Origin of the sequence: Pseudomonas sp. PvP009, from assembly GCF_017832995.1 — a bacterium.
GTDB classification, from domain to species: Bacteria; Pseudomonadota; Gammaproteobacteria; order Pseudomonadales; family Pseudomonadaceae; genus Aquipseudomonas; species Aquipseudomonas syringae.
In genome coordinates this window covers 1,651,455-1,667,999 of the sequence record NZ_JAFIBG010000001.1, presented here as the reverse complement: position 1 = coordinate 1,667,999, position 16,545 = coordinate 1,651,455, and the positions used below count along the sequence as shown (strand labels likewise).

Sequence of the window (16,545 nt, the reverse complement as noted above, 5' to 3'; positions counted from 1 at the left end):
TTATTCTCCATGACCGTAAAGTTTGCCATCGGTGCGTTGCACGATGGCGCAGAAGTCTTCGTTGTCCGCCAGGGTTTCACTGCTGGCCTGCCACAATTGTGCAACGACGCGCGACAGCGGCAGGTCCATGTCGAGGCTGTCCGCCAGATCGCTGGCCAGGCCGACGTCCTTGCGCATCAGGCCCATGGTGAAACCGGAGTCATACGCCTTGTTGAGTACCCAGGTCGGGAACATCACTTGCGTGGCACCGCTGCGTCCGGAACCGGCATTCAGGCCCTGCAGAAGTTTTTCCGGATCGACCCCTGCGCGCGCGGCCATCGCCACGGCTTCGGCAGTGCTGATCAGGTGACAGGCGGCGAGCATGTTGTTGGCGATCTTGGCGACGTTGCCTGCGCCACATTGCCCGACGTGCACGCGTGTCCCGCTCATGCCTTCCAGGACCGGCATGGCGCGCGCCAGGTCAGCGTCCTCGGCACCGATCACCATCGACATGGTGCCGGTGGCAGCGCCTTTCGGGCCGCCAGACACCGGCGCGTCGATGAACGCAATGCCGTTCTTCGCCAGTTCGGCGGCGACCTTGCGGCTCATTTCCGGCGTCGACGTCGTGGTATCGACAACGATAAGGCCCTTGCGCCCCACCTCGTTGATGCCGCCCGCGCCGAGGCACACCGATTCCACGTGCTCGGCCTTGGGCAGCGAGAGGATCAGAATGTCCACGCCTTGAATCAGTTGCGTACGGTCGGCAACCGGCTTGACGCCCTTGCTTTCGGCTTGGGCCAGCGCGGCCTGCGACAGGTCGAAGCCGCTGACATCAAAGCCCTTGCCCGCCAGCGTGGCAGCCATGCCGCCGCCCATGTTGCCCAATCCGATCACACCTGCTTTCAAAGTCATGTCTGCATCCCGATCAAAGATTTTGTACGAATTAGAGGATGACGCTGCGAGCCCTTTCGGCCTGCAATGCGCTGATGATTCGAGTATGGACAGCGCTCTCCCCTCTCAGCAATAATCCAAAAATCGAATTTATGTTGCCTTTAGCGCAACACTGGAAGCCCATGAGCCTCGTTCAAGATCGACGCATCCTGTATTTTTTCGAAGCCGTACGATTGGGCAGCGTCCGGGCTGCCGCCGACTTCCTCAACGTTGCGCCTTCGGCGGTGAGCCGCCAGATCGCACAACTGGAACAGGAGCTGGGCTCTCCCCTGCTGGAGCGTCATCGACGCGGCGTCAAACCGACCGAGGCGGGCGACAAGGTGCTGGCCTACTACCGCCAGCGATTGACGCAGCAGGAGGTTTTGCTGGATTCGATTCAGGCCTTGAAAGGCTTGCACAGCGGCTCGGTGACACTGGTCTCCGGGGAGGGTTTTCTGGAAAGTCTCGCGCAGCCGCTGGCCCGGTTTTCCGAGCTGTACCCCAGGATCGAACTGATCGTGAACGTCTGTGGCAGCAACGAAGTGATTCGCCAGGTGGTCGAGGATGAAGCGCACATCGGTCTGGTCTTCAACCCGGCTGCCGACCCGAAAATCCGCTCGCATGCGCATCAGCGTCAACCGGTCTGTGTGATCACTGCGCCAGATCATCCGCTGGCCGAAGAACCTGGCCCGATACAGCTGCGGGCACTTGAAGACTACCGTGTCGCCCTGCCTGCCGTGTCTTACGGTATCCGCCAGATTCTGCTGCAAGCCGAGCATCAGTTGGGCATCACCGTGCAGCCGACGCTGACCTGCAGCACCTTCGCGATGCTCAAGCATTTCGCCATGCAGGGTGGCGTCACGCTGCTGCCGACCTTTGTCGTGGAGGAAGAAATAAAGGCCGGAAGATTGCGTGCCCTGCCCTTGCAGCATGAGGTGTTCAGCAGCCCGCAGACTCACCTGATCAGCCGATTGGGCCGTCAACTGAGTGTCGGCGCCAATCGCCTGATGGGCATGCTGTTGCAGGATATGACAGCATTCCGCAACTGACCTACCGTTAGTCCCCACGTCAAGCAATCGCGCTGAACCAACAAAAACCTCATGGTTCATCTTCAGTAACGGATCGGAATTTTCTGCTGTCACTGAGGATTAACCATGAGAGCTTTGACTTACCACGGCGCGAACAGTGTGAAGGTCGATACAGTGCCGGACCCTGTGATCGAGCAAGCGGATGACATCATTCTGCGCGTCACGGCGACCGCTATCTGCGGTTCCGACCTGCACTTGTATCGCGGCAAAATCCCTACGGTTGAACACGGCGACATTTTTGGTCACGAGTTCATGGGCGTCGTGGAAGAAACCGGCTCGGCGGTCACGGCTGTGGCCAAAGGCGATCGCGTGGTGATCCCGTTTGTCATCGCCTGCGGCAGCTGCTTTTTCTGCAACCTCGACCAGTTCGCGGCCTGCGAAACCACCAACACCGGACGTGGCGCGATTATCAACAAAAAGTCGATTCCACCAGGGGCGGCGCTGTTCGGCTTCAGCCATCTGTATGGCGGCGTCCCGGGCGGCCAGGCTGAATACGTGCGAGTGCCCAAGGCCAACGTCGGCCCGTTCAAGGTGCCAGGCACACTGGCTGACGAGAAGGTTCTGTTCCTCTCCGATATTCTTCCCACCGCCTGGCAGGCTGTACTCAACGCCGGGATTGGCCAGGGCTCGACGGTTGCCATTTACGGCGCTGGCCCGGTCGGCCTGATGAGCGCAGCGTGCGCAAAAATGCTCGGTGCGGAGAAGATCTTCATGGTCGATCACCATCCTTATCGTCTGGCCTATGCGCAGAAAACCTACGGCGTTATCCCGATCAATTTTGATGACGACGATGACCCAGCCGATACGATCATTCGCCAGACCGCCGGCATGCGCGGTGTGGATGGGGTAGTGGACGCAGTGGGGTTCGAGGCCAAGGGCAGCACCACTGAAACCATTCTGGCCACGCTGAAACTGGAAGGCAGCAGTGGCAAGGCGTTGCGTCAGTGCATCGCGGCGGTACGCCGTGGTGGCGTGGTCAGTGTGCCAGGGGTTTATGCCGGGTTCATCCACGGCTTCATGTTCGGCGATGCGTTCGACAAGGGCCTGACCTTCAAAATGGGCCAGACCCATGTGCATCGCTTCATGCCTGAATTACTGGAGCATATCGAGGCCGGCCGCCTGGAACCCGAAGCCATCATCACGCACCGGATGTCACTGGAGGATGCGGCGCAGGGCTACAAGCTGTTCGACAAGAAGGAAGAGGATTGCCGCAAGGTCATACTCACACCCGGCAACAACACGATTGTGGTGCCGGACGACACGACCGAAGCCCTGGTCGGGGGTGGCGTGCCGGCTATGTAAGGTACGGGCTCGCCTTTGATTCTGGCCTAAGGCCGCAGGAGCGAACGTGTTCGAGAACGGTATTTCAGACGATGTATGTTCATCGTTCACACTGCCCCCTTCGCGAACAAGTTCGCTCCTACGCCCTGCGGGCAGAGGCCTGAGAACAGTATTTCAGACGATGTATGTTCATCGTTCACACTGCCCCCTTCGCGAACACGTTCGCTCCTACGCCCTGCGGGCAGAAGCCTGAGAACATTTCAGACGGTGTATGTTCATCGTCCACACCGCCCCCTTCGCGAACAAGTTCGCTCCTACGCCCTGCGGGCAGAAGCCTGAAAGCGGTGTTTCAGACGATGTATGTTCATCGTTCATGCCGCCCCCTTCGCGAACAAGTTCGCTCCTACGCTCTGCGGGCAGAAGCCTGAAAGCGGTGTTTCAGACGATGTATGTTCATCGTTCATACCGCCCCCTTCGCGAACACGTTCGCTCCTACGCCCTGCGGGCAGAAGCCTGAAAACGGTGTTTCAGACGATGTATGTTCATCGTTCATGCCGCCCCCTTCGCGAACACGTTCGCTCCTACGTCCTCCGGGCAGAAGCTTGAAAACGGTGTTTCAGACGATATATGTTCATCGTTCATACCGCCCCCTTCGCGAACAAGTTCGCTCCTACGCCCTGCGGGCAGAAGCTTGAAAATGTCACTACCACGCAGAGCGCTCATCGTTATGCGCACGTTCGCTTTTGACTCTGGCCGTAGGCCGTAGGAGCGAACTTGTTCGCGAACGGTATTGCAGACGGTGTATGTTCATCGTTCATGCCGCCCCTTTCGCGAACACGTTCGCTCCTGCGCCCTGCGGGCAAACGCCATCACCGGCTCAGGTAGGCAAACCGGCCTTTGAACGGTTTGCCGATCGGGTCGGCCAAGTCGCCGTGTTTGCTGGTGGTCAGGCCCAGATCCACCAGTGATTCGGCCAGTTTCACCGCCGCTGCCACGCCGTCGATGACCGGCAGGCCGATCGCTTCGCTCAACTGCCTGCCCAGATCCGCCATGCCGCCGCAACCCAACACAATGGCTCCCGCCCCTTCTTCGTCACGGGCGCGCCGGGCCTGTTCGGCCATGCATTCGATGAGCTCCGGTCCGCTTTCCTCCAGCGCCAGCACCGGCAGATCGATACAACGCACCGATGTGCACAACTCACTGAAGCCATAACGCTGCAATAGATGCTCGGCAATGATCCGCGTGCGGGTCAGCGTGGTGACCACGGCGAAACGGGTGGAAATCAGGCTGGCCATATGAAAGGCCGCTTCGGCGATGCCGATCACCGGGGCGCTGGCGTACTCGCGTGCCGCCAGCAGGCCAGGGTCGCCAAAACAGGCAATGATGTGCGCGTCGACCTGTTGCTCGCGTCCCTTGCGCACTTCTTCCAGCACGCCCAGCGTCGCTATCGCCTCATCGAAATGGCCTTCGATGGACACCGGGCCATCCGCCGGACTGCAGGCGATGATCTGCGTGCCGGGGCGCGCCACGGCTTGCGCGGCCAGGCCGATCTTGTGGGTCATGGCTTCGCTGGTATTGGGGTTGATTACTTGAATACGCACCGGGACTCCTTCAGCGCCGTTTGAAAATGCTATGAAAATCCACTGTCTCGCTGAGCGGCGCATCTACATTCAGGCTGGCACGGATGCGGCGCAGATGCTCGGCCATCCAATCGCGCGCCTGTTCGCCCTGCCCGCTTTCGAGCAAGGCCAGCAAGTCGACATGCTGGCCACAATCACAGCCGACACTGCGTCGCGAGCCGTACACCGCTACAATCAATGAGGACCGTGTGGTGAGCTGCGCGACTTGTTCGGTCAACACCTGATTGCCCGCCAGCGCGCTCAACTGCACATGAAAGCGCGCCGACAGTTGAATCGCTTCGCTGTGGCGCCCGGCGTGTTGCGCCTCATGCTCCTGATCGCAAAGCGCGCGCAGTGCCTCCAGACGCTGGCCGCCGACTCGCGTGGCGATATCGGCCATCAGTGCGGGCTCGATCAGTTGCCTGGCGCCCAATACATCCTGTGCTTCCTGAGCCGAAGGTTGCGCAACCTCTGCGCCGCGCTTGGGCCGTAGGGTAACCAGTCGCTCCAGCGCCAGACGCTGCAAGACCTTGCGAATACCGGTGCGGCTGATCTCGAACACTTCGGCCAGGGCGTCCTCGGGCAAGCGCGTTCCCGGAGCGAGCCGGTGTTCGACGATGGCTTCCAGTACATGCTGATAAATCTGTTCATCACGGCCCTTTTCATCGGTAGAAGGCGTGAGAAACAACGGGGCACTGTCAGGTCGGATCATGGCTTCACATCACATTGGCATTACAGATCGTATACAAGAATAGTGCCTGATGCGGAACATGATGAGTAGCGCAATTTGATTAACAGGCCAGATAGCCACTCAACTGAAAACGAATTAACCGCACCGTAAATGAGCAAAAGCGCCCTGTTTACGTGCACTTCAAGCACCTGCTCGGACTTTCCTGATTTACCCGCCCGCCTGAGTAGAAACGCCCTAAAACAAGACTCGCAGCCATTACCTACCAACGAGAAATCGTATGGCACATGTTTTGCGTACACGATCGTATACAAAAAAATCATCGATCGTACTCCGATCCCGTCACGACACACCGAGGGAGTCAGGCAATGACAGATCAACGCCCGGCCGGGTACAGCCCGCGCCTGCACAACCACGATCTGGGGCCGGTGCCGCAGAAGTGGACCTGGTACAACATTCTGGCGTTCTGGATGAGCGACGTGCACAGCGTCGGCGGCTACGTTTTCGCTGCCAGTCTGTTCGCCTTGGGACTGGCCAGTTGGCAGGTGCTGATCGCGCTGCTGGTGGGGATCTGCATCATTCAGGTGATCGCCAATCTGGTCGCCAAACCCAGTCAGCAAGCCGCCGTGCCCTACCCGGTCATCTGCCGCCTGGCCTTCGGCGTCTTCGGAGCCAACATTCCCGCCATCATTCGCGGGCTCATCGCCGTGGCGTGGTACGGCATTCAAACTTACCTGGCGTCCAGCGCACTGGTGATCGTGGTGCTGCGTTTCTTCCCGGAACTGGCCGCGTATCAAAGCGTGACGTTTCTCGGTCTGTCCTGGCTCGGCTGGTTCGGCTTTCTCGCGTTGTGGGTGGTGCAAGCCGCGGTGTTCTGGACAGGTATGGAATCGATCAGGCGCTTCATCGACTGGGCCGGCCCGGCCGTTTACGCGGTGATGTTCGCCCTGGCAGGCTGGATTGTCTGGCGCGCCGGCTGGGACAACATCAGTTTTACCCTGGCGGAAAAGGAGTTGTCCGGCTGGGCGGCGTTCGGCCAAGTGGTCATGGCCATTGCTCTGGTAGTCTCGTATTTCTCTGGGCCGACGCTAAACTTCGGTGATTTCAGCCGCTATTGCCGCAGCATGGCCGACGTGCGCCGCGGCAATTTCTGGGGTTTGCCGGTGAATTTTCTGGCGTTCTCACTGGTAACGGTGGTGATTGTTTCAGGCACGTTGCCGATTTTCGGTGAGATGATCCACGACCCGATCGCGACCGTCGCGCGCATCGACAACACCACGGCCGTGCTGCTCGGTGCCTTTACTTTTGTGACCGCGACGGTCGGCATCAACATCGTCGCCAACTTCGTTTCCCCCGCCTTCGACTTCGCCAACGTGGCGCCCAGCCGCATCAGCTGGCGTGCAGGCGGCATGATCGCTGCGGTGGCGTCGATCTTCATCACACCCTGGAACCTGTTCAACAACCCGGAAGTGATTCACTACACCCTGGACGTGCTGGCGGCCTGCATCGGCCCGCTGTTCGGCATCCTGCTGGTGGATTACTACCTGATCAAGAAGCAGCAGATCGATGTCGACGCCCTGTTCAATGACACGCCGAGCGGGCGCTACTGGTACACCAACGGCGTGAACTGGATCGCGGTCAAGGCCTTGCTGCTCACCGCACTGGTCGGTCTGTGCTTCACCTTTGTCGAGTGGTTCAAGCCGATTGCCAACTTCGCCTGGTTTACCGGCTGCATCCTGGGCGGCGCAGTGTTTTATGCGCTGACTCGCTGGTCACCGGTGCAGGCTGCCAACCTGCCTGCGCCTGTCGGACAGCATTGAGGTGTTGGCAAGAAGCTAAGTACTTGAATGAAACCAGCGCTTTCAGGTGATTCGCCAGCCCCGGCATGACCTGGAAGCGTTGCCCTGCCTGCTCCGCTGAAGCTTGCGCGCGCCTCAAATGATATTATTTTAATATCACCCCTACCTGAATCATGAAATGATCGAGTGTCACTGATCGCTTTGTCAGGCATCAGGCACAAAATAGAATAAATTTTGTACAACTTTCAGGCCGCTGCGCTGCCCTATGACTGAGTCTTTGTGAACCAGGCGTTCAAGTGGGTCGATAGTGATGAGCAATGATGTTTATGGCGGCAAGCCATTCGCCCCCCAGCCCCCCCTATCCTCGGCGCAGGAAGCGGCCGAGCGGCTGCAACTAACCCTCGATTCTGGGGCAGTTGTCGGCACTTGGGTGTGGGACATCATTGCCGATCAACTGACTGGCGATGAGCGTTTTGCCCGGACCTTCGGCTTGTGCCCGAAGTTGTGCGCCAAAGGCTTGCCACTGGAACTGGTGATTGCCTCTATTCATCCTGACGATTCGGCCAGAGTCGACAAGTCGATCGAGGAAGCGCTGCAGAGCAGCGAAACCTATCGATGCGAATACCGGGTTCTGCATGAAGACGGCATTTATCGCTGGATCGAAGCCAGCGGAAGAATCGAGCGCGACAGTCGCGGCAAACCTGTTCGCAGTCCGGGCGTGTTGCTCGATATAGACAGCCGTCGCACTGCCGAAGACGAGCGCGACCGGCTCAACGAGTTGTTGAGAATATTCACCGCTGCCGTTCCCGGCGTTGTCTACGCCAAGGATCTCGAGGGCCGCATGCTCGTTGCCAATCGTGGTACCGCTGACCTGATCGGCAAGCCGCCGGAGTTTTTCATTGGCAAGACGGACCTCGATTTCCTGGATGACCAGCAACAGGCGCGAATCCTCATGGAAACCGACCGCCGGATCATGCAGAACAACGTCAGCGAACAGATCGAAGAACAGGTCAACCTGGCTGATGGCTCTGCAGCAATATGGCTCTCGACCAAAGCGCCCCTGCTCGATGAAAACGGCGAGGTGATCGGTCTGATCGGCTCATCCATCGATGTCACCGCCAGAAAAAAAGCCGAAGAGGCGGTCAGAGAGCTCAACCAGACACTTGAACAGCGCATCGAACAGGCGGTTTTCGAACGCGAGCAAATCGAAGATGCCCTGCGCCACTCGCAGAAGATGGATGCCGTCGGGCAACTGACGGGGGGCATCGCCCATGACTTCAACAATCTGCTGGCCGGCATTTCCGGCAGCCTGGAACTGATCACCAAACGCTTGGCCCAGGGCCGCGTCGGTGACGTAGACCGTTACGTGTCGGTCGCCCAGGGCGCGGTACGCCGCGCGGCGTCGCTGACTCACCGCCTGCTGGCGTTCTCTCGACGCCAGACACTGTCGCCGAGAGCCACCGACGTCAACGGGCTCATTCATGACATGGAAGAGCTGATCGCCCGTACCGTCGGCCCGGAGATAGACATAAAGGTCGTTGCGCAGAATGACCTGTGGCCCGCGCTGATCGATCATGCCCAGCTGGAAAGCTCGCTGCTGAACCTGTGCCTGAATGCGCGTGACGCGATGCCCAACGGCGGGCGCATTATCATCGAGACCGCCAATGCGTCCCTTGAAGAGTGCACCGACCCGGACCACGGTATTCCAGCCGGCGAGCACCTGAGCATCCGCGTGACCGACACGGGCATCGGCATGAGCCCGGACATCGCCGCCAAAGCCTTTGAACCGTTCTTCACCACCAAGGCCATAGGTGCCGGCACCGGTCTCGGGCTGTCGATGGTGTATGGCTTTGTGCGCCAGTCCGGGGGGCAGATTCGCGTCGAGTCGATCGAAGGCCAGGGCACCAGCGTGGTCATGCACCTGCCCCGCCACACCGCTGAAAACGCTCCCCGCCCCGTCGAGCCGGAAGTTATCGAAGAACCGCCGCATCACACCGGCGAAACCGTTCTGATCGTGGACGACGAACCCTCGGTGAGGATGCTCGTCGCCGAAGTCATCAGCGGTCTGGGCTACAACTGCCTGGAAGCGGCAGACGCACAATCAGGCTTGCAGATCCTGCAGTCGGACACACGCATCGACCTGCTGATCAGTGACATAGGTTTGCCAGGCGGCATGAATGGCCGGGAAATGGCCGATGCGGCCGGTGACTGTCGACCAGGCCTGCCGACCCTGTTCATCACCGGTTACGCCAAGACGTCGGTGCTGGACGATTGCCACCTGCGACCTTGCACGCAAGTGCTGACCAAGCCGTTCGGGCTGGACGCGCTGGCCGGACGGGTGACAGGCCTGATCGGCGCTGACGCGGTCGCCCGCGGATATTCGTAGGGTGAATCCGACCACGCCGGATGGTCGGTATTTTGTGGTCAAGGGGCAACTCTGGCGATGCTCCAATCCCTCTTTGAGCGACGACGTCCGCCAGCATCTGGTGGATGAGCTGATGGCTGCGCGTCGTGCAGTCAAAGCCGCCAAGGCATCCGAAGACCCCGCAGCCCTGAAGGCGGCTCGTGCCAGTGTCGACAAGGCCAAAGTTGCACTGGGCGAGCGCGGTGAAGTCTGGTGGACCGATGGCGCCGAGGATTTCAATCGGCGCAAGGTAAAAAACACACCTTATGCACAGTGGTATGCAGAGCACGAGCCGTCGGAAAAACAGACAAGCAGTGAGTAAGCACGTTCATGCCATAACACGTGATGATCGACACCATTGTGCTGCTCGCTCACTTGTTTATTTGACACGCCTTTTCTCCGCAGAGGGGCGGTAGCCGAAGTAGGAGCTGTAACACTTGCTGAAATGGCTCGGCGATACAAATCCGCACGCCACCAGCACTTCGGTTTGAGACAACTCGGTGTGCTGTAGCAACCGCCGAGCTTCGGTGATGCGAAGTTCCAGATAATAGCGCTGCGGTGTAGTGCCTAATTGCTCTTTGAACAATCGCTCAAGCTGACGTCGCGAACGCCCCCCATAAACGGCCAGCTCTTCCATTTCCAGAGGCTCCTCTAGATTGGACTCCATGAGCCGGATCACTTCGCGCAAAGGAGCGCTCACGGACAGTAACGGCGAGGTTTTGATACGCCGGTATCTGGACTCTTCGAATGAAAGAATGTCTTCAATACCCTCTACCAACGCCTTGCCATGCAGACCTTTGATCCACTCCAAGGCCATATGATAGGCGCCTGTCGGACTTGATGCAGTCAGTCGGTCCCGATCTGCGACATGCGCTTCACTGGTGACCTGGCCCACGCTGGCAATTTCCGCGAGAGCGGGTCGATGCTCGGGGTGAATCGCGCATCGGTAGCCATCCAGCAAGCCGGCCCGCCCAAGGAACCAGGCACCATTCCATAATCCTGCCAGGGTTACCCCCTGAGAGGCAGCGTCGCGCAATAAGCGGATCAGGTGATCGCTCGCCTTCAACTCGGTGCGATAGCCTCCGCAGATGACCAGCAGGTCCAGTCCTGCAAGGCTGTCACGCCCAAACAGCTCGTCCGGGCGAATCACCAGCCCAAGATCGCTGACCACCTCGCCTTCGCTAAGACCCAGCGTGGTGGTCGAAAACAGATCTCGTCGCAGCAGATTGGCCGTGACAATGGCGTCCAGCACCTGGGTGAAAGCAGGTAACGAAAAATGCTCCAGCAGAAGAAAACCGGCACACGTTTGCCGTGTGGACTCAGGCTGTTCCTCTTTCAGAAAGCGAAGGTTTTTCCCTTGCATTGCGTCGCTGAATTTACGCCTGGCGATCACTTGAAACCTCGCTTGATTCACGCCAATTGAAAACCACTCTTGCCGATGTACCCGCAGGCCGCAGTAAATGCGAGACGTCGAAGAGAGGTATACATTGAAACGCGCGCTGAATGCGTTCCATGCACCTCATTTTGTTTTCGTGACGTTATCAAAACCTGATGAAAAACGCTGCGTTGCATAAATATCGGGGAATAGCGCCAATCTCTCGTTTTGGCGGTATGGTTAGGCTTTCCTATGAGGGTGATCCATGGCCGTCCAAAACCCCAACAGTTCTCAAAAGCACTTGGCGGTGCTGATCGATGCCGACAATGCGCCAGCAGCGATCGTAGAAGGCCTTTTCGAAGAGATCGCCAAATATGGCGTGGCCAGCGTCAAACGCATCTATGGTGACTGGACCGGCCCGCAACTCGGCGGCTGGAAAAAAGTTCTGCTCGACTACTCCATTCAGCCCATCCAGCAGTTCGCCTACACCAAAGGCAAGAATGCCACTGACAGCTCATTGATAATCGACGCTATGGACTTGCTCTACACGCGTCGTTTCGACGGGTTCTGCCTGGTGTCCAGCGACAGTGACTTCACACGCCTGGCCTCGCGCTTGCGTGAGGAAGGTCTGACCGTTTATGGCTTTGGCGAAGAAAAGACACCCAAACCCTTCGTGGCGGCCTGCGACAAGTTCATCTACATCGAATTGCTTCGCGAAGAGATCACCACACCGGCCACCGGAGACTCTACGCCGGATGCAGCTGCAACACCGAGCAACGTGAAATCAGTGGCAACCGAGCCGAGCAAGAAACCCAAAGCCCCTGTGGGCTTCATCGCAAAGATAATGGACGATATTGCTGATGAAGACGGCTGGGCACCCTTGGGCGCCATTGGCACGAACATCACCAAACTGCGGCCTGAGTTCGATCCTCGTACCCATGGCTACAAGAAACTGAGCGATTTGATCAAAGGCTATCCACAAACGTTCGAGCTACAGGCCCGTCCGGCCTCTGGTGGAACGGCAGTGCTTTATGCGCGGCATAAACTGCAGGGCAAGTGAGGTTCGTCAGTCGGGGACTGACAGTTGCGATTGTCAGTTCTTTCCTGACGCTGTAGCTGGAACGGCACCGTCGAACACATGTAAAAAAGGTCAGCCTGAAAACTCCGGTCTTCCAGTACGGCCGCACCTGTTTCGGTAACACCAAGAACAATGTGCTGGACATAGGGAAACGAGATGTCGTGCTCCAGCACAGCGGCGGAAACCAGCAGACCCTCTTTGACCAGTTCATCAATCATGGCCATAAAATCCCCGGCCGCCGGAACGTCTGATTGAAGACGTATCAGCGCGAGATAAATTTGACCGGACGTCAACTTTCCAGGGCGGACGAAGTTCGCGCTGCGGACAATTTCAAGCACCGCCAATTCATCGGAAAAATTATTAAAACCCATAGCGGCCTCCCACTTCTGAAGGCACTGACCCGCCTGTCCGGCTACGTCAGGACTTTTAAAAGAAGCTCAGCTCGTGATGAGCGGAAACGCATCTGGCTTCCGTTATTCATCTTGCAATTAAACGAGCCAGATCCAGCTGGCACATACGGATTTCATGAAGCTGCGTGTAGACGCTTTAGAGTGGAATCGTTGGAAAGGCCATCCGTTGCGGATGCCGTTAACGATGATCCGGTGTCAGAAATTTCATCGCTTCCTTAATCACCGAAGGGTGATCAATCAGCCGATTGTGGCCAAGCCCTTCAGTGGTAAACAGACGCGCTCCCGGCCATAGCTCTGCAAAACGAGCGCCCTTTTCCCACGGTGTTTCACGATCACGGCGGTCATGAATGACCAAGGCGGGACGATCAAGCAGCGGCAGTCGCGAACTGGCGTCGTAGTCTGCGAAGCGGCGACCGGTCAGCGAATGCAGGACGCCCTCGAAAGGTTTGAATACTGTGTGGGCAACACCGACTGAATCGAACAGTTGAAGGACGCTGTCCGTAGGTGCCAGGAACGGCGCAATCAGGATAAAACGATCAGGGCGCCACGACTGTTCCTGAGCGAAAACAATCGATGAAGCGCCGAGTGAATGCGCTATCACCGCCGAAGGCTTTCCGAAATGGCGCCCCACGTGCTGCTGCACAGCCACGAACTGGGTCATATGACTGATGCTGCCCGCGCTCAACCCATGCGCGGGCTGATCGAACCCCACCACGGCGTAGCCCATCGAGCGCAGTAACGGCACCCATCCGATAAACCGCATCGCGTAACTTGACCAGCCGTGGGCCAGCAACACATACGGCTGGCTGGAGGGATCGCCCCAGACATAGGTGGCAATTCTGATGCCGTCCAGCTCAAGGCTACCGGTTTGCACATCCGTCGCTGTACTCAGAATTTCAGCAGCCTTGGCACGTCCGGACGCCTGCGGAGTCACAAAACGTCGAGCGAGATATCTTCCAGTGATGCCCGGTAGAATACGGCTGGTCAGCGTGAACGTGCCGCGCAGCGTCAATAGTCGAAGCCTCTTGATGATGTCGCTCATCGGTGTTCCCCACGCCCGTCAGATGATCTGGCACCATTAGAACAGCCTATCTTGTCACTGACAAGATAGGCTGAACCGATGGGAATATAACTTTTGTTTCATGATAGGGAGCCTTACATGTCGACTTCAGACGCCCCACGGACCTACCACCACGGCAATCTGCCCGCCGTCCTGCGTCAGGCCGCCTGGGATATCGTGGGGGAAGCGGGAGTCCGCGGCATGTCACTGCGCGAGTGCGCCAGACGGGCGAATGTCTCTCATGCCGCCCCCGCCCACCATTTCGGCTCTCTGGAAAATCTGCTGGCAGAAGTGGTGGCCGATGGATATGAGCGCATGGCCGACGTCATCATTGCCGTCCAACAGGAACTTGACGACACCCTCCTGGGTTGCGGTATTGGTTATGTAAGTTTCGCCAAAAGTTACCCGGAGCACTTCCGATTGATGTTTGGCGCGGGTGTAAACCGCACGTTGCCCAGGCTTCTAAAATCGGGTGAACGTGCGCTGCAAGTGCTCCGCCAGTCGATACGCAATGCCTGGATAGCGAAATACGGTAGCGAGCCCGAGCCGGAACTGCTTGAACAGCGCACCTTCCTCGCCTGGAGCACCGCGCACGGCTACGCTTCCCTGACCATCGACAGAAAGACGAATAACCCCCCTATTCCCTCTGCCGAGTCGGTACTGCAATTGATGACATGCGCCGTGCTTATGCCCTCAGGCTGAAAACAGGCGCACTGCCGCCACCCGATTGATAAACAACCGCCGTCGTGACTGCGCTTGCACAGAAGCGGTTTCGACGGTGTGCATGCAATTTGCCCGCACGTCTTGCGACGATGTTCCCCACGTCCCTTTCCGAAAACCGAGCAAGATCGGCATCGACCATTTTTGATGTCGATCAACATCAATGCGTTGACATTTTAGATTTGGATCGTAATCATAAGTGCGACTTCCTCAACGCACATTACGAGTACCTCCTCCATGACAACGCCATCCACTGTTCTCATTACCGGTGCTTCCAGCGGCATCGGCGCGGTATATGCCGAACGCTTTGCCCGTCGCGGTCACAATCTCGTGATGGTCGCTCGTGACAAGGCACGTCTTGATGCCCTGGCAACACGCCTTCGTGAAGAAAACGGCGTTGCCATTGAAGTCATCCAGGCGGATTTGACTCAATCTGCCGATCTCACAGCTCTGGAAACCCGTCTGCGTGAGGACGCCAGCATCGATGTGCTGATCAACAACGCGGGCATTGCCCAATCCGGAGGGTTCGTTCAACAGAACGCCGAGTCCATCGACAAGCTTGTCGCACTCAATATCGTCGCCCTGACACGCCTTGCGGCCGCCGTGGCCCCGCGTTTCGCACAGTCCGGCTCGGGCTCGATCGTCAACCTCGGATCGGTGGTGGGTTTTGCGCCAGAGTTCGGCATGTCGGTCTACGGTGCGACCAAGGCCTACGTACTGTTCCTTTCCCAAGGAATGAACGTGGAATTGGCGCCCAAGGGCGTATACGTCCAGGCGGTGCTTCCGGCAGCCACGCGCACAGAAATCTGGGAGCGTGCGGGGATCGATCTGAACACTATTGCAGAGGTGATGGACGTCGAAGAGCTGGTTGATGCAGCAATGGTGGGTTTCGACCGCCGCGAACAGGTGACCATTCCACCGCTGCATGTGGCGGGGCGTTGGGACTCGCTGGATGAGGCGCGACTAGGGCTGATGTCGGACATTCGACAGGCTCAGGCGGCCGAGCGCTATCGCCCGCAAGCCTGAAGCGGATCAAGCCGCGGCAGATGCACATCCTTGTTCGAAGACACTGGAATCAGAGCGTCATGAAAGCACTGACATTTGAGAATTACGGCAAGTCGCCTGAGATTGCGATTACCCACGTCCCCATACCCGCCATCAAACCTGACGAACTGTTGGTGGAAGTTCACGCGGCCGGGTTGAACCCGATCGACAACATCATCACTACGGGTGTCTTCAAGTCGGTGGTGAAGTTGCAACTACCGGCCACCATGGGCAGCGATCTGGCGGGCGTGGTCATTCAAGTGGGCAGCGCAGTCACTCGATTCAAGGCAGGCGACGCGGTATTCGCGAGCCTGTTCGAACTGGGTGGGGGCGCCATCGCCGAGTTCGCCGCCGTACCGGAACACGCTGCCGCATTGAAGCCCGCCAACCTGGACTTTGTTCAGGCAGCCTCTATCCCGATGGTCGGGCTTACGTCGTGGCAGGCATACAAAGATCGCGCCCCTCTTCAAGCGGGCCAGAAGGTGTTCATACCGGCCGGGTCTGGAGGTATCGGCACCTTCGCCATCCAGCTGGCCAAACACCTGGGCGCCACAGTGGCCACGACCACCAGCACAGGAAATATGGCGCTGGTTCGTAGCCTGGGCGCAGATGAAGTGGTGAATTACAAAGAGCAGGCATTCGAACAGGTGCTACACGACGTTGACCTGGTGCTTGGCACCACCCGGGGAGACGACCTTGAAAGAGCTGTCGGCATCATCAAGCCCGGCGGCAGGATCGTATCCTTGGTCGGCCCGCTGGATACGGCATTCGCCAAGGCTCGGCGGATGAATGCCTTCTTCGCCTTCGTATTCGGGTTGATGAGCCGCAGGATCACGCGCCTGGCCAGAAAGAAGAGTGCGTCGTACTCGTTTCTGTTTGTCCGCGCGGATGGCGCTCAACTTGGCGACATTGCCAGGTTGCTCGAACGTGGCCAGATAAAACCGGTGATTGACAGTGTCTTTGCGTTTGAACAGGCCCGCGAAGGGCTTGAATACCTGGGTCGGGGCCGCGCCAAAGGCAAGGTCGTTGTGAAGATCAGATAAGCACCTATTCGACGCGTCGCTCAACCA

15 protein-coding genes are annotated in these 16,545 nt (G+C 58.4%); 9 read left to right on the top strand and 6 right to left on the bottom strand.

The window, feature by feature from the left end; translation table 11 throughout:
- Positions 1-891, bottom strand: a complete 891-nt coding sequence (locus JOE29_RS07410; protein ID WP_003417958.1) for an NAD(P)-dependent oxidoreductase — start codon at positions 889-891, stop codon at positions 1-3.
- A 161-nt stretch (positions 892-1,052) separates the two neighbouring features.
- Between JOE29_RS07410 and JOE29_RS07405 the strand changes: the two genes are divergently transcribed.
- Positions 1,053-1,958 carry a LysR family transcriptional regulator gene (locus JOE29_RS07405; protein ID WP_003314770.1) on the top strand — a complete coding sequence of 302 codons (906 nt, stop codon included), beginning with the start codon at positions 1,053-1,055 and terminating at the stop codon, positions 1,956-1,958.
- A gap of 105 nt (positions 1,959-2,063) precedes the next feature.
- Positions 2,064-3,299 carry a zinc-dependent alcohol dehydrogenase gene (locus tag JOE29_RS07400; protein WP_210079244.1) on the top strand — a complete coding sequence of 412 codons (1,236 nt, stop codon included), beginning with the start codon at positions 2,064-2,066 and terminating at the stop codon, positions 3,297-3,299.
- Between the two features lie 848 nt (positions 3,300-4,147).
- Here JOE29_RS07400 and JOE29_RS07395 read toward each other — a convergent pair.
- Together JOE29_RS07395 and JOE29_RS07390 are read right to left on the bottom strand one after the other, a co-directional pair.
- Positions 4,148-4,879, bottom strand: a complete 732-nt coding sequence (locus tag JOE29_RS07395) for an aspartate/glutamate racemase family protein (protein WP_003412566.1) — start codon at positions 4,877-4,879, stop codon at positions 4,148-4,150.
- A gap of 10 nt (positions 4,880-4,889) precedes the next feature.
- The gene (locus JOE29_RS07390; RefSeq protein ID WP_122232646.1) at positions 4,890-5,609 is read right to left on the bottom strand and encodes a GntR family transcriptional regulator; all 720 of its coding nucleotides are present in this window, start codon (positions 5,607-5,609) and stop codon (positions 4,890-4,892) included.
- 344 nt (positions 5,610-5,953) lie between these two features.
- Between JOE29_RS07390 and JOE29_RS07385 the strand changes: the two genes are divergently transcribed.
- The 3 genes from JOE29_RS07385 to JOE29_RS07375 all read left to right on the top strand — a co-directional run bounded on the left by JOE29_RS07385 (position 5,954) and on the right by JOE29_RS07375 (position 10,110).
- The gene (locus JOE29_RS07385; RefSeq protein ID WP_003417967.1) at positions 5,954-7,405 is read left to right on the top strand and encodes an NCS1 family nucleobase:cation symporter-1; all 1,452 of its coding nucleotides are present in this window, start codon (positions 5,954-5,956) and stop codon (positions 7,403-7,405) included.
- Between the two features lie 289 nt (positions 7,406-7,694).
- Positions 7,695-9,770 carry a PAS domain-containing sensor histidine kinase gene (locus JOE29_RS07380; RefSeq protein WP_122255465.1) on the top strand — a complete coding sequence of 692 codons (2,076 nt, stop codon included), beginning with the start codon at positions 7,695-7,697 and terminating at the stop codon, positions 9,768-9,770.
- A 1-nt stretch (position 9,771) separates the two neighbouring features.
- Positions 9,772-10,110 (top strand): hypothetical protein, encoded by a 339-nt coding sequence (locus JOE29_RS07375; protein ID WP_074997995.1) that lies wholly within the window; start codon positions 9,772-9,774, stop codon positions 10,108-10,110.
- 57 nt (positions 10,111-10,167) lie between these two features.
- Here the strand turns inward: JOE29_RS07375 and JOE29_RS07370 are convergent, their stop codons facing one another.
- Positions 10,168-11,151 carry a GlxA family transcriptional regulator gene (locus JOE29_RS07370; protein ID WP_210080005.1) on the bottom strand — a complete coding sequence of 328 codons (984 nt, stop codon included), beginning with the start codon at positions 11,149-11,151 and terminating at the stop codon, positions 10,168-10,170.
- Between the two features lie 277 nt (positions 11,152-11,428).
- Between JOE29_RS07370 and JOE29_RS07365 the strand changes: the two genes are divergently transcribed.
- A complete protein-coding gene (locus tag JOE29_RS07365) occupies positions 11,429-12,223 on the top strand; it encodes an NYN domain-containing protein (protein WP_003314764.1) in 795 nt (264 codons plus the stop codon).
- Here the strand turns inward: JOE29_RS07365 and JOE29_RS07360 are convergent.
- Entirely contained in the window at positions 12,193-12,612 is a 420-nt protein-coding gene (locus JOE29_RS07360; protein ID WP_210079242.1) for a hypothetical protein, read from the bottom strand. The genes JOE29_RS07365 and JOE29_RS07360 overlap by 31 nt on opposite strands.
- A gap of 217 nt (positions 12,613-12,829) precedes the next feature.
- Positions 12,830-13,693: an alpha/beta fold hydrolase gene (locus tag JOE29_RS07355; protein WP_096133953.1), complete on the bottom strand. Its 864-nt coding sequence runs from the start codon at positions 13,691-13,693 to the stop codon at positions 12,830-12,832.
- Between the two features lie 117 nt (positions 13,694-13,810).
- Here JOE29_RS07355 and JOE29_RS07350 point away from each other — a divergent pair, with 117 nt between their 5' ends.
- From JOE29_RS07350 to JOE29_RS07340, 3 genes are all read left to right on the top strand, one after another.
- The gene (locus tag JOE29_RS07350) at positions 13,811-14,413 is read left to right on the top strand and encodes a TetR/AcrR family transcriptional regulator (protein ID WP_074997998.1); all 603 of its coding nucleotides are present in this window, start codon (positions 13,811-13,813) and stop codon (positions 14,411-14,413) included.
- 255 nt (positions 14,414-14,668) lie between these two features.
- Complete coding sequence (locus JOE29_RS07345) at positions 14,669-15,457, top strand: SDR family oxidoreductase (protein ID WP_210079239.1); 789 nt, start codon at positions 14,669-14,671, stop codon at positions 15,455-15,457.
- Positions 15,458-15,516: 59 nt separating this feature from the next.
- A complete protein-coding gene (locus JOE29_RS07340) occupies positions 15,517-16,518 on the top strand; it encodes an NADP-dependent oxidoreductase (protein ID WP_210079237.1) in 1,002 nt (333 codons plus the stop codon).
- Positions 16,519-16,545 lie beyond the last annotated feature (27 nt).

What these genes read in the sequence shown, in the direction of transcription:
- JOE29_RS07340 (WP_210079237.1), top strand. Translation starts at nt 15,517, where the DNA reads ATGAAAGCACTGACATTTGAGAATTACGGCAAGTCGCCTGAGATTGCG.
- JOE29_RS07390 (WP_122232646.1), bottom strand. Translation starts at nt 5,609, where the DNA reads ATGATCCGACCTGACAGTGCCCCGTTGTTTCTCACGCCTTCTACCGAT.
- JOE29_RS07400 (WP_210079244.1), top strand. Translation starts at nt 2,064, where the DNA reads ATGAGAGCTTTGACTTACCACGGCGCGAACAGTGTGAAGGTCGATACA.
- JOE29_RS07350 (WP_074997998.1), top strand. Translation starts at nt 13,811, where the DNA reads ATGTCGACTTCAGACGCCCCACGGACCTACCACCACGGCAATCTGCCC.
- JOE29_RS07380 (WP_122255465.1), top strand. Translation starts at nt 7,695, where the DNA reads ATGAGCAATGATGTTTATGGCGGCAAGCCATTCGCCCCCCAGCCCCCC.
- JOE29_RS07360 (WP_210079242.1), bottom strand. Translation starts at nt 12,612, where the DNA reads ATGGGTTTTAATAATTTTTCCGATGAATTGGCGGTGCTTGAAATTGTC.
- JOE29_RS07355 (WP_096133953.1), bottom strand. Translation starts at nt 13,693, where the DNA reads ATGAGCGACATCATCAAGAGGCTTCGACTATTGACGCTGCGCGGCACG.
- JOE29_RS07345 (WP_210079239.1), top strand. Translation starts at nt 14,669, where the DNA reads ATGACAACGCCATCCACTGTTCTCATTACCGGTGCTTCCAGCGGCATC.
- JOE29_RS07370 (WP_210080005.1), bottom strand. Translation starts at nt 11,151, where the DNA reads ATGCAAGGGAAAAACCTTCGCTTTCTGAAAGAGGAACAGCCTGAGTCC.
- JOE29_RS07365 (WP_003314764.1), top strand. Translation starts at nt 11,429, where the DNA reads ATGGCCGTCCAAAACCCCAACAGTTCTCAAAAGCACTTGGCGGTGCTG.
- JOE29_RS07385 (WP_003417967.1), top strand. Translation starts at nt 5,954, where the DNA reads ATGACAGATCAACGCCCGGCCGGGTACAGCCCGCGCCTGCACAACCAC.
- JOE29_RS07410 (WP_003417958.1), bottom strand. Translation starts at nt 891, where the DNA reads ATGACTTTGAAAGCAGGTGTGATCGGATTGGGCAACATGGGCGGCGGC.
- JOE29_RS07405 (WP_003314770.1), top strand. Translation starts at nt 1,053, where the DNA reads ATGAGCCTCGTTCAAGATCGACGCATCCTGTATTTTTTCGAAGCCGTA.